The 12,444-nt window shown below is 52.4% G+C and carries 9 protein-coding genes; all 9 read left to right on the top strand.

Annotated elements, in window-relative coordinates; all coding sequences use genetic code 11:
- Window positions 1–83, top strand: an 83-nt coding sequence (locus L977_RS24195; protein WP_000340867.1) for a hypothetical protein, incomplete at its 5' end; no start/stop codon positions are given.
- A gap of 229 nt (window positions 84–312) precedes the next feature.
- The gene (gene secE, locus L977_RS22375) at window positions 313–696 is read left to right on the top strand and encodes a preprotein translocase subunit SecE (RefSeq protein ID WP_013094999.1); all 384 of its coding nucleotides are present in this window, start codon (window positions 313–315) and stop codon (window positions 694–696) included.
- Between the two features lies 1 nt (window position 697).
- The gene (gene nusG / locus L977_RS22370; protein WP_003862341.1) at window positions 698–1,243 is read left to right on the top strand and encodes a transcription termination/antitermination protein NusG; all 546 of its coding nucleotides are present in this window, start codon (window positions 698–700) and stop codon (window positions 1,241–1,243) included.
- Between the two features lie 156 nt (window positions 1,244–1,399).
- Complete coding sequence (rplK, locus tag L977_RS22365; RefSeq protein ID WP_008503452.1) at window positions 1,400–1,828, top strand: 50S ribosomal protein L11; 429 nt, start codon at window positions 1,400–1,402, stop codon at window positions 1,826–1,828.
- A 3-nt stretch (window positions 1,829–1,831) separates the two neighbouring features.
- On the top strand, window positions 1,832–2,536 hold the full coding sequence (gene rplA / locus L977_RS22360) for a 50S ribosomal protein L1 (RefSeq protein ID WP_013095000.1): 705 nt from the start codon (window positions 1,832–1,834) through the stop codon (window positions 2,534–2,536).
- Window positions 2,537–2,827: 291 nt separating this feature from the next.
- Window positions 2,828–3,325: a 50S ribosomal protein L10 gene (rplJ, locus tag L977_RS22355; RefSeq protein ID WP_004097644.1), complete on the top strand. Its 498-nt coding sequence runs from the start codon at window positions 2,828–2,830 to the stop codon at window positions 3,323–3,325.
- A 66-nt stretch (window positions 3,326–3,391) separates the two neighbouring features.
- Window positions 3,392–3,760 (top strand): 50S ribosomal protein L7/L12, encoded by a 369-nt coding sequence (rplL, locus tag L977_RS22350; protein ID WP_014882064.1) that lies wholly within the window; start codon window positions 3,392–3,394, stop codon window positions 3,758–3,760.
- Between the two features lie 319 nt (window positions 3,761–4,079).
- Window positions 4,080–8,108: a DNA-directed RNA polymerase subunit beta gene (gene rpoB, locus L977_RS22345; protein WP_014882065.1), complete on the top strand. Its 4,029-nt coding sequence runs from the start codon at window positions 4,080–4,082 to the stop codon at window positions 8,106–8,108.
- Window positions 8,109–8,184: 76 nt separating this feature from the next.
- Window positions 8,185–12,408 (top strand): DNA-directed RNA polymerase subunit beta', encoded by a 4,224-nt coding sequence (gene rpoC, locus L977_RS22340; RefSeq protein ID WP_014882066.1) that lies wholly within the window; start codon window positions 8,185–8,187, stop codon window positions 12,406–12,408.
- Window positions 12,409–12,444 lie beyond the last annotated feature (36 nt).

Below are 12,444 nucleotides of genomic sequence, written 5' to 3'. Positions count from 1 at the left end.
CGATGGATGACGGTCTGCGTTTCGCAATCCGTGAAGGTGGCCGTACCGTTGGCGCGGGCGTGGTTGCTAAAGTTCTCGGCTAATTGCTGATAACATTTGACGCAATGCGCAATAAAAGGGCATCATTTGATGCCCTTTTTGCACGCTTTCAGATCAGAACCTGGCTCATCAGTGATTATTTTTGTCATAATCATTGCTGAGACAGGCTCTGCAGAGAGCGTATAATCCGAAAAGCGAATGAGCATTTCGATTTGGTTTGCCTCGCAATCGCGGGGTGAAAATGTTTGTAGAATACTTCTGACAGGTTGGTTTATGAGTGCGAATACCGAAGCTCAAGGGAGCGGGCGCGGCCTGGAAGCGATGAAATGGGTAGTGGTAGCCGTTCTGCTGATCGTAGCGATTGTCGGCAACTACCTTTATCGTGACATTATGCTGCCGCTACGCGCGCTTGCAGTGGTAATTCTGATTGCTGCAGCGGGTGGTGTCGCGCTGTTGACGACGAAAGGCAAAGCGACTGTCGCTTTTGCACGCGAAGCGCGTACCGAAGTCCGCAAGGTGATTTGGCCGACTCGCCAGGAAACATTGCACACCACGCTGATTGTAGCGGCGGTTACCGCTGTAATGTCACTGATCCTGTGGGGACTGGATGGTATTCTGGTTCGCCTGGTATCCTTTATCACTGGCCTGAGGTTCTGAGATGTCTGAAGCCCCTAAAAAGCGCTGGTACGTCGTTCAGGCGTTTTCCGGTTTTGAAGGCCGCGTAGCAACGTCGCTGCGTGAGCATATCAAATTACACAACATGGAAGAGTTATTTGGCGAAGTTATGGTTCCGACCGAAGAAGTGGTTGAGATCCGTGGCGGCCAGCGTCGCAAAAGCGAGCGCAAATTCTTCCCGGGTTACGTGCTGGTTCAGATGGTTATGAACGACGCGAGCTGGCACCTGGTGCGCAGCGTACCGCGCGTGATGGGCTTTATCGGCGGCACGTCTGACCGTCCGGCGCCAATCAGCGACAAAGAAGTTGATGCGATTATGAACCGCCTGCAGCAGGTGGGTGATAAGCCGCGTCCGAAAACGCTGTTTGAGCCGGGTGAAATGGTTCGTGTTAATGACGGTCCGTTTGCTGACTTTAATGGTGTGGTTGAAGAAGTGGACTACGAGAAGTCCCGCCTGAAAGTCTCCGTCTCTATCTTCGGTCGTGCGACCCCGGTAGAACTGGACTTTGCTCAGGTAGAGAAAGCCTAAGCAGCGATCAAAAAAGCGGCGATTTAATCGTTGCACAAGGCGCGAGATTGGAATACAATTTCGCGCCTTTTGTTTTTATGGGTCTCGGCCCGTAAAACGAATTTTATTCACGGGGAGCCTCCCTGAGGCGCTATTACCCAATCAGAGGATTTTAGAATGGCTAAGAAAGTACAAGCCTACGTCAAGCTGCAGGTTGCAGCTGGTATGGCGAACCCAAGTCCACCAGTTGGTCCAGCTCTGGGTCAGCAGGGTGTGAACATCATGGAATTCTGTAAAGCGTTCAACGCCAAAACCGAATCCCTGGAAAAAGGTCTGCCAATCCCAGTTGTAATCACTGTTTACGCTGACCGTTCTTTCACTTTCGTTACCAAAACCCCTCCAGCAGCAGTTCTGCTGAAGAAAGCGGCGGGTATCAAGTCTGGTTCCGGTAAACCGAACAAAGACAAAGTGGGTAAAATTTCCCGCGCTCAGCTGCAGGAAATCGCGCAGACCAAAGCTGCCGACATGACTGGTGCCGACATTGAAGCGATGACTCGCTCCATCGAAGGTACTGCACGTTCCATGGGCCTGGTAGTGGAGGACTAAGAAATGGCTAAACTGACCAAGCGCATGTCCGTGATCCGTGACAAAGTTGATGCGACCAAACAGTACGACATCAACGAAGCTATCGCTCTGCTGAAAGAACTGGCTACTGCTAAGTTCGTTGAAAGCGTTGACGTTGCTGTTAACCTGGGCATCGATGCTCGTAAATCTGATCAGAACGTTCGTGGTGCAACTGTACTGCCACACGGTACTGGCCGTTCCGTTCGCGTAGCTGTATTTACTCAGGGTGCAAACGCAGAAGCTGCTAAAGCTGCTGGCGCTGAACTGGTAGGTATGGAAGATCTGGCTGACCAGATCAAGAAAGGCGAAATGAACTTCGACGTTGTTATCGCATCTCCAGATGCAATGCGCGTTGTTGGCCAGCTGGGCCAGGTTCTGGGTCCACGTGGCCTGATGCCAAACCCGAAAGTGGGTACTGTAACGCCTAACGTTGCTGAAGCGGTTAAGAACGCTAAAGCAGGTCAGGTTCGTTATCGTAACGACAAAAACGGCATCATCCACACCACCATCGGTAAAGTGGACTTTGACGCTGACAAACTGAAAGAAAACCTGGAAGCTCTGCTGGTTGCGCTGAAAAAAGCAAAACCAACTCAGGCGAAAGGCGTGTACATCAAGAAAGTTAGCATCTCCACCACCATGGGTGCAGGTGTTGCAGTTGACCAGGCTGGCCTGAGCGCTGCTGCAAACTAATGCCTTTACGTGGGCGGTGATTTTGTCTACAATCTTACCCCCACGTTTGCTAACAAAAGTTAGCGGCTAAAAGAATTGTTCGTTGGAGCCTGGCCTAATCCAGGCCTCCGTCGAAGACCGCAGGTGTTTCGCAAGAGACTTAATCCCCTGCGTAGACGGTGACAGAACGCTAAGATTATTTTTGGATATTCTGGCTTGTTTCTGCTCACCGTATTAAGACGCTCTTTCCGTTTGGGAGAGTGAAGTGAGTTCCGGAACATGAGTTCCGGCAAACATCCAGGAGCAAAGCTAATGGCTTTAAATCTTCAAGACAAACAAGCGATTGTTGCTGAAGTCAGCGAAGTAGCCAAAGGCGCGCTGTCTGCAGTAGTTGCGGATTCCCGTGGCGTTACTGTAGACAAAATGACTGAACTGCGTAAAGCAGGTCGTGAAGCTGGCGTATACATGCGTGTTGTTCGTAACACCCTGCTGCGTCGCGTAGTTGAAGGTACTCCTTTCGAGTGCCTGAAAGACACGTTTGTTGGTCCGACCCTGATTGCATACTCTATGGAACACCCGGGCGCTGCTGCTCGTCTGTTCAAAGAGTTCGCGAAAGCGAATGCAAAATTTGAGGTCAAAGCTGCAGCCTTTGAAGGTGAGTTGATCCCGGCATCGCAAATCGATCGCCTGGCAACCCTGCCGACCTACGAAGAAGCAATTGCACGCCTGATGGCAACCATGAAAGAAGCTTCGGCTGGCAAACTGGTTCGCACTCTGGCTGCTGTTCGCGATGCAAAAGAAGCTGCTTAATCGCAGTTATCTTTATAAAGCATTTGCTTACGTATAAACTTATTCTGATTTTCAGGAACAATTTAAATGTCTATCACTAAAGATCAAATCATTGAAGCAGTTGCCGCTATGTCCGTAATGGACGTTGTAGAACTGATTTCTGCAATGGAAGAAAAATTCGGTGTTTCTGCTGCTGCCGCTGTAGCTGTTGCTGCTGGCCCAGCTGCTGACGCTGCTGAAGAAAAAACTGAATTCGACGTAATTCTGAAAGCTGCAGGCGCTAACAAAGTTGCTGTTATCAAAGCAGTACGTGGCGCAACTGGCCTGGGTCTGAAAGAAGCTAAAGACCTGGTAGAATCTGCTCCAGCTGCGCTGAAAGAAGGCGTGAGCAAAGACGACGCAGAAGCACTGAAAAAATCTCTGGAAGAAGCTGGCGCTGAAGTTGAAGTTAAATAAGCCAACCCTTCTGGTTGCAGCCTAAGCAATTAGGCTGATGGCTGGTGACTTTTTAGTCACCAGCCTTTTTGCGCTGTAAGGCATCAGTAGCATTTCACACTGTTTGACTGCTGATTGTCCTGACAATGCATGTTTCTATCGACGACTTAATATATTGCGACAGGGTGCTCGCTCTGTGTAAATCGCGACGAAATGATTTAAGCGTGATAGCAACAGGTATTGCGGAAAGTATTCAATTTTCCGGTCCACAAAATGGTGTTGCACAAACTGTCCCTTCGTCGGACAGATGGGTCGACTTGTCAGCGAGCTGAGGAACCCTATGGTTTACTCCTATACCGAGAAAAAACGTATTCGTAAGGATTTTGGTAAACGTCCACAAGTTCTGGACATTCCATATCTCCTTTCTATCCAGCTTGACTCGTTCCAGAAGTTTATCGAGCAAGATCCTGAAGGGCAGTACGGTCTGGAAGCCGCCTTCCGTTCCGTGTTCCCGATTCAGAGCTACAGCGGTAACTCCGAGCTGCAGTACGTCAGCTACCGCCTTGGCGAACCGGTGTTTGACGTTCAGGAATGTCAGATCCGTGGCGTGACCTATTCCGCACCGCTGCGCGTAAAACTGCGTCTGGTGATCTACGAGCGCGAAGCGCCGGAAGGCACCGTAAAAGACATTAAAGAACAAGAAGTCTACATGGGTGAAATTCCACTCATGACAGACAACGGTACTTTCGTTATCAACGGTACTGAGCGTGTTATCGTTTCCCAGCTGCATCGTAGCCCGGGCGTCTTCTTCGACAGCGATAAAGGTAAAACACACTCTTCCGGTAAAGTACTGTATAACGCACGCATCATTCCTTACCGTGGTTCATGGCTGGACTTCGAGTTCGATCCAAAAGACAACCTGTTTGTCCGTATCGACCGTCGTCGTAAGCTGCCTGCAACCATCATTCTGCGTGCGCTGCAATATACCACTGAGCAGATCCTGGACCTGTTCTTTGAGAAAGTGATCTTTGAAATCCGCGACAACAAGCTGCAGATGGAGCTGGTGCCGGAACGTCTGCGTGGTGAGACCGCGTCGTTCGACATCGAAGCCGACGGCAAAGTGTATGTGGAAAAAGGTCGCCGTATCACCGCGCGCCACATCCGCCAGCTGGAAAAAGATGATATCAAACACATCGAAGTTCCGGTTGAGTACATTGCAGGAAAAGTAGCCGCGAAAGATTACGTTGATGAATCAACTGGCGAGCTGATCTGCCCGGCTAACATGGAGCTGAGCCTGGATCTGCTGGCTAAGCTGAGCCAGTCTGGCCACAAACGTATCGAAACGCTGTTCACCAACGATCTGGACCACGGTCCTTATATCTCTGAGACTATCCGCGTCGACCCAACGACCGATCGTCTGAGCGCGCTGGTTGAAATCTACCGCATGATGCGTCCTGGTGAGCCACCAACTCGCGAAGCGGCTGAAAGCCTGTTCGAGAACCTGTTCTTCTCCGAAGACCGCTACGATTTGTCCGCGGTAGGTCGTATGAAGTTCAACCGTTCTCTGCTGCGTGATGAGATCGAAGGTTCCGGTATCCTGAGCAAAGACGACATCATCGAAGTGATGAAGAAGCTCATCGATATCCGTAACGGTAAAGGCGAAGTGGACGATATCGACCACCTCGGCAACCGTCGTATCCGTTCCGTAGGCGAAATGGCGGAAAACCAGTTCCGCGTTGGCCTGGTACGTGTTGAGCGTGCGGTTAAAGAGCGTCTGTCTCTGGGCGATCTGGATACCCTGATGCCTCAGGATATGATCAACGCCAAGCCGATTTCTGCGGCAGTGAAAGAGTTCTTCGGTTCCAGCCAGCTGTCTCAGTTCATGGACCAGAACAACCCGCTGTCTGAGATTACGCACAAACGTCGTATCTCTGCACTCGGCCCAGGCGGTCTGACCCGTGAACGTGCAGGCTTCGAAGTTCGAGACGTACACCCGACGCACTATGGTCGCGTATGTCCAATCGAAACGCCTGAAGGTCCAAACATCGGTCTGATCAACTCCCTGTCCGTGTACGCACAGACAAACGAATACGGTTTCCTCGAAACGCCGTATCGTAAAGTGACCGACGGTGTTGTAACCGACGAAATTCATTACCTGTCTGCTATCGAAGAAGGCAACTACGTTATCGCTCAGGCGAACTCCAACCTGGATGACGAAGGCCACTTTGTAGAAGATCTGGTTACCTGCCGTAGCAAAGGCGAATCCAGCTTGTTCAGCCGCGACCAGGTTGACTACATGGACGTATCCACCCAGCAGGTGGTATCCGTCGGTGCGTCCCTGATCCCGTTCCTGGAACACGATGACGCCAACCGTGCATTGATGGGTGCGAACATGCAACGTCAGGCCGTTCCAACTCTGCGTGCTGATAAGCCGCTGGTTGGTACCGGTATGGAACGTGCTGTTGCCGTTGACTCCGGTGTTACTGCAGTTGCTAAGCGTGGCGGTACCGTTCAGTACGTTGACGCATCCCGTATCGTTATCAAAGTTAACGAAGACGAGATGTATCCGGGCGAAGCGGGTATCGACATCTACAACCTGACCAAATACACCCGTTCTAACCAGAACACCTGTATCAACCAGATGCCTTGTGTATCTCTGGGTGAGCCAGTTGAGCGCGGCGACGTGCTGGCAGACGGTCCGTCCACCGACCTCGGTGAACTGGCGCTCGGTCAGAACATGCGCGTAGCGTTCATGCCGTGGAACGGTTACAACTTCGAAGACTCCATCCTCGTCTCCGAGCGTGTGGTTCAGGAAGATCGTTTCACCACCATCCACATTCAGGAACTGGCATGTGTGTCCCGTGACACCAAGCTGGGGCCAGAAGAGATCACGGCCGACATCCCTAACGTGGGTGAAGCAGCGCTCTCCAAACTGGATGAATCCGGTATTGTTTACATCGGTGCGGAAGTGACCGGCGGTGACATTCTGGTTGGTAAGGTGACGCCGAAAGGTGAAACCCAGCTGACGCCAGAAGAGAAACTGCTGCGTGCCATCTTCGGTGAGAAAGCGTCTGACGTTAAAGACTCTTCTCTGCGCGTACCAAACGGTGTTTCCGGTACGGTTATCGACGTTCAGGTCTTCACCCGTGATGGCGTTGAAAAAGATAAACGTGCGCTGGAAATCGAAGAGATGCAGCTCAAGCAGGCCAAGAAAGACCTGTCTGAAGAACTGCAGATCCTCGAAGCAGGTCTGTTCAGCCGTATTTATGCGGTGCTGGTTGCCGGTGGCGTTGAAGCTGAGAAGCTCGACAAACTGCCACGCGATCGCTGGCTGGAACTGGGCCTGACCGACGAAGAGAAACAGAATCAGCTGGAACAGCTGGCTGAGCAGTATGACGAACTGAAACACGAGTTCGAGAAAAAACTCGAAGCGAAACGCCGCAAAATCACTCAGGGCGACGATCTGGCACCAGGCGTGCTGAAGATTGTTAAGGTGTATCTGGCCGTTAAACGTCAGATCCAGCCTGGTGATAAGATGGCAGGTCGTCACGGTAACAAGGGTGTTATCTCTAAGATCAACCCGATCGAAGATATGCCGCACGATGCTAACGGTACGCCGGTAGATATCGTACTGAACCCACTGGGCGTACCGTCTCGTATGAACATCGGTCAGATTCTGGAAACCCACCTGGGTATGGCTGCGAAAGGTATCGGCGACAAGATCAACGCCATGCTGAAACAGCAGCAGGAAGTCGCGAAACTGCGCGAATTCATCCAGCGTGCCTACGATCTGGGTACCGACGTTCGTCAGAAAGTCGACCTGAACACCTTCAGCGATGAAGAAGTGCTGCGTCTGGCAGAGAACCTGCGCAAAGGTATGCCAATTGCAACGCCGGTCTTCGACGGTGCAAAAGAAGCTGAAATTAAAGAGCTGCTGCAACTGGGTGGTCTGCCAACGTCTGGTCAGATTACGCTGTTTGACGGCCGTACCGGTGAACAGTTTGAGCGTCCGGTAACCGTAGGTTACATGTACATGCTGAAACTGAACCACCTGGTCGACGACAAAATGCACGCTCGTTCTACCGGTTCTTACAGCCTGGTTACTCAGCAGCCGCTGGGTGGTAAGGCACAGTTCGGTGGTCAGCGCTTCGGGGAGATGGAAGTGTGGGCGCTGGAAGCATACGGCGCGGCATACACCCTGCAGGAAATGCTCACCGTTAAGTCTGATGACGTGAACGGTCGTACCAAGATGTATAAAAACATCGTGGACGGCAACCATCAGATGGAACCGGGCATGCCAGAGTCCTTCAACGTACTGTTGAAAGAGATTCGTTCGCTGGGTATCAACATCGAACTGGAAGACGAGTAATTCTCGCTCAAACAGGTCACTGGTGCCGGGTTAACCCCCGGCACCGGATTGTGCTAACTCCGACGGGAGCAAATCCGTGAAAGATTTATTAAAGTTTCTGAAAGCGCAGACTAAAACCGAAGAGTTTGATGCGATCAAAATTGCTCTGGCTTCGCCAGACATGATCCGTTCATGGTCTTTCGGTGAAGTTAAAAAGCCGGAAACCATCAACTACCGTACGTTCAAGCCTGAGCGTGACGGCCTTTTCTGTGCGCGTATTTTCGGGCCAGTAAAAGACTACGAGTGCCTGTGCGGTAAGTACAAGCGCCTGAAACACCGTGGTGTGATCTGTGAGAAGTGTGGCGTTGAAGTGACCCAGACCAAAGTGCGTCGTGAGCGCATGGGCCACATCGAGCTGGCGTCTCCGACTGCGCACATCTGGTTCCTGAAATCTCTGCCGTCCCGTATCGGTCTGCTGCTGGATATGCCGCTGCGTGATATCGAACGTGTACTGTACTTCGAATCTTATGTGGTTATCGAAGGCGGTATGACGAACCTGGAACGTCACCAGATCCTGACTGAAGAGCAGTATCTGGACGCGCTGGAAGAGTTCGGTGACGAATTCGACGCGAAAATGGGTGCGGAAGCTATCCAGGCCCTGCTGAAGAGCATGGATCTGGAGCAAGAGTGCGAGCAGCTGCGTGAAGAGCTGAACGAAACCAACTCCGAAACCAAGCGTAAAAAGCTGACCAAGCGTATTAAACTGCTGGAAGCGTTCGTTCAGTCTGGTAACAAACCAGAGTGGATGATCCTGACCGTTCTGCCGGTTCTGCCGCCAGATCTGCGTCCGCTGGTTCCACTGGATGGTGGTCGTTTCGCGACGTCTGACCTGAACGATCTGTATCGTCGCGTCATTAACCGTAACAACCGTCTGAAACGTCTGCTGGATCTGGCTGCGCCGGACATCATCGTACGCAACGAAAAACGTATGCTGCAGGAAGCGGTAGATGCCCTGCTGGATAACGGTCGTCGCGGTCGTGCGATCACCGGTTCTAACAAGCGTCCTCTGAAATCTTTGGCCGATATGATCAAAGGTAAACAGGGTCGTTTCCGTCAGAACCTGCTCGGTAAGCGTGTTGACTACTCCGGTCGTTCTGTTATCACCGTAGGTCCATACCTGCGTCTGCATCAGTGCGGTCTGCCGAAGAAAATGGCACTGGAGCTGTTCAAACCATTCATCTACGGCAAACTGGAACTGCGTGGCCTGGCCACCACCATCAAAGCCGCGAAGAAAATGGTTGAGCGTGAAGAGGCTGTCGTTTGGGATATCCTGGACGAAGTGATCCGCGAACACCCGGTACTGCTGAACCGTGCACCAACCCTGCACCGTCTGGGTATCCAGGCATTTGAGCCAGTACTGATCGAAGGTAAAGCTATCCAGCTGCACCCGCTGGTTTGTGCGGCGTATAACGCCGACTTCGATGGTGACCAGATGGCTGTTCACGTACCGCTGACGCTGGAAGCCCAGCTGGAAGCGCGTGCGCTGATGATGTCTACCAACAACATCCTGTCCCCAGCGAACGGTGAGCCAATCATTGTTCCTTCTCAGGACGTTGTACTGGGTCTGTACTACATGACCCGTGACTGTGTTAACGCCAAAGGCGAAGGCATGGTGCTGACTGGCCCTAAAGAAGCTGAGCGTATTTATCGCGCTGGCCTGGCCTCTCTGCATGCGCGCGTTAAAGTGCGTATCACTGAATACGAAAAAGATGCAAACGGCGAATTCGTTGCGCACACCAGCCTGAAAGACACGACCGTTGGCCGTGCCATTCTGTGGATGATCGTACCGAAAGGTCTGCCTTTCTCCATCGTCAACCAGGCGCTGGGTAAGAAAGCGATCTCCAAAATGCTGAACACCTGTTACCGCATTCTGGGTCTGAAGCCGACTGTTATCTTCGCTGACCAGACAATGTACACCGGCTTTGCTTATGCAGCGCGTTCAGGTGCATCTGTTGGTATCGATGACATGGTCATCCCAGAGAAGAAACACGAGATCATCTCTGAAGCGGAAGCTGAAGTTGCTGAGATCCAGGAGCAGTTCCAGTCTGGTCTGGTAACCGCGGGCGAACGCTATAACAAAGTTATCGATATCTGGGCTGCGGCGAACGATCGTGTATCCAAGGCGATGATGGATAACCTGCAGACCGAAACCGTGATTAACCGTGACGGCGTAGAAGAGCAGCAGGTTTCCTTCAACAGCATTTACATGATGGCCGACTCCGGTGCGCGTGGTTCTGCAGCACAGATTCGTCAGCTGGCAGGTATGCGTGGTCTGATGGCGAAGCCAGATGGCTCCATCATCGAAACGCCAATCACCGCGAACTTCCGTGAAGGTCTGAACGTACTCCAGTACTTCATCTCCACGCACGGTGCGCGTAAAGGTCTGGCGGATACCGCACTGAAAACAGCGAACTCCGGTTATCTGACGCGTCGTCTGGTTGACGTTGCACAGGATCTGGTCGTAACTGAAGACGATTGTGGCACCCTCGAAGGTATCACCATGACCCCGGTTATCGAGGGTGGTGATGTTAAAGAGCCACTGCGCGATCGCGTACTGGGTCGTGTAACCGCGGAAGACATTCTGAAGCCGGGTACCGCAGACATTCTGGTTCCACGCAACACGCTGCTGCACGAACAGTGGTGTGACCTGCTGGAAGCGAACTCTGTTGACTCCGTGAAAGTGCGTTCCGTTGTATCCTGTGACACCGACTTTGGTGTTTGTGCGCACTGCTATGGTCGTGACCTGGCGCGTGGCCACATCATCAACAAAGGTGAAGCTATCGGCGTTATCGCGGCACAGTCCATCGGTGAGCCAGGTACACAGCTGACGATGCGTACGTTCCACATCGGTGGTGCGGCATCTCGTGCGGCTGCTGAATCCAGCATTCAGGTGAAAAACAAAGGTAGCATCAAGCTCAGCAATGCGAAGTCGGTTGTTAACTCCGCAGGCAAGCTGGTTGTGACCTCTCGTAACACCGAGCTGAAGCTGATCGACGAATTCGGTCGTACCAAAGAGAGCTATAAAGTACCTTACGGTGCGGTTATGGCGAAAGGTGATGGCGAGCAGGTTGCAGGCGGTGAAACCGTTGCAAACTGGGATCCACACACCATGCCGGTTATCACCGAAGTAAGTGGTTTCATCCGCTTTACTGACATGATCGACGGCCAGACCATTACTCGTCAGACCGACGAGCTGACCGGTCTGTCTTCTCTGGTGGTTCTGGATTCTGCTGAACGTACTACCGGTGGTAAAGATCTGCGTCCTGCACTGAAAATCGTTGATGCTCAGGGTAATGACGTTCTGATCCCGGGTACCGATATGCCTGCGCAGTACTTCCTGCCGGGTAAAGCGATTGTACAGCTGGAAGATGGCGTACAGATCAGCTCTGGTGACACCCTGGCGCGTATTCCTCAGGAATCCGGCGGTACCAAGGACATCACCGGTGGTCTGCCACGCGTTGCGGACCTGTTCGAAGCACGTCGTCCGAAAGAGCCGGCAATCCTGGCTGAAATCAGCGGTATCATTTCCTTCGGTAAAGAGACCAAAGGTAAGCGCCGTCTGGTTATCACTCCAGTAGATGGCAGCGAGCCGTACGAAGAGATGATTCCTAAGTGGCGTCAGCTCAACGTGTTCGAAGGTGAACGTGTAGAACGTGGTGACGTTGTTTCCGACGGTCCAGAAGCGCCGCACGACATCCTGCGTCTGCGTGGTGTACATGCTGTTACCCGTTACATTGTTAACGAAGTACAGGACGTATACCGCCTGCAGGGCGTTAAGATTAACGATAAACACATCGAAGTTATCGTTCGTCAGATGCTGCGTAAAGCAACCATCGAAAACGCAGGCAGCTCTGAGTTCCTCGAAGGCGAGCAGGTTGAATACTCACGCGTCAAGATCGCTAACCGCGACCTGGAAGCGAATGGCAAAATCGGTGCGACTTACGCGCGCGATCTGCTGGGTATCACCAAAGCGTCTCTGGCAACCGAGTCCTTCATCTCTGCAGCATCGTTCCAGGAAACGACTCGTGTCCTGACCGAAGCGGCTGTTGCAGGTAAACGTGATGAACTGCGCGGTCTGAAAGAGAACGTTATCGTGGGTCGTCTGATCCCAGCGGGTACCGGTTATGCATACCATCAGGATCGTATGCGTCGTCGTGCTGCGGGCGAACTGCCAGCTGCACCGCAGGTGACTGCTGAAGATGCATCCGCGAGCCTGGCAGAACTGCTGAACGCAGGTCTGGGCGGTTCCGACAACGAGTAATCGTTGATGCCGTAAATAAAAAACCCGCCTCGGCGG

Source organism: Enterobacter sp. ZOR0014, assembly GCF_000798855.1.
GTDB classification, from domain to species: Bacteria; Pseudomonadota; Gammaproteobacteria; order Enterobacterales; family Enterobacteriaceae; genus Enterobacter; species Enterobacter kobei.
Note: the sequence above shows the minus strand (reverse complement) of the source record. Positions and strands in the feature narration are given on the sequence as shown.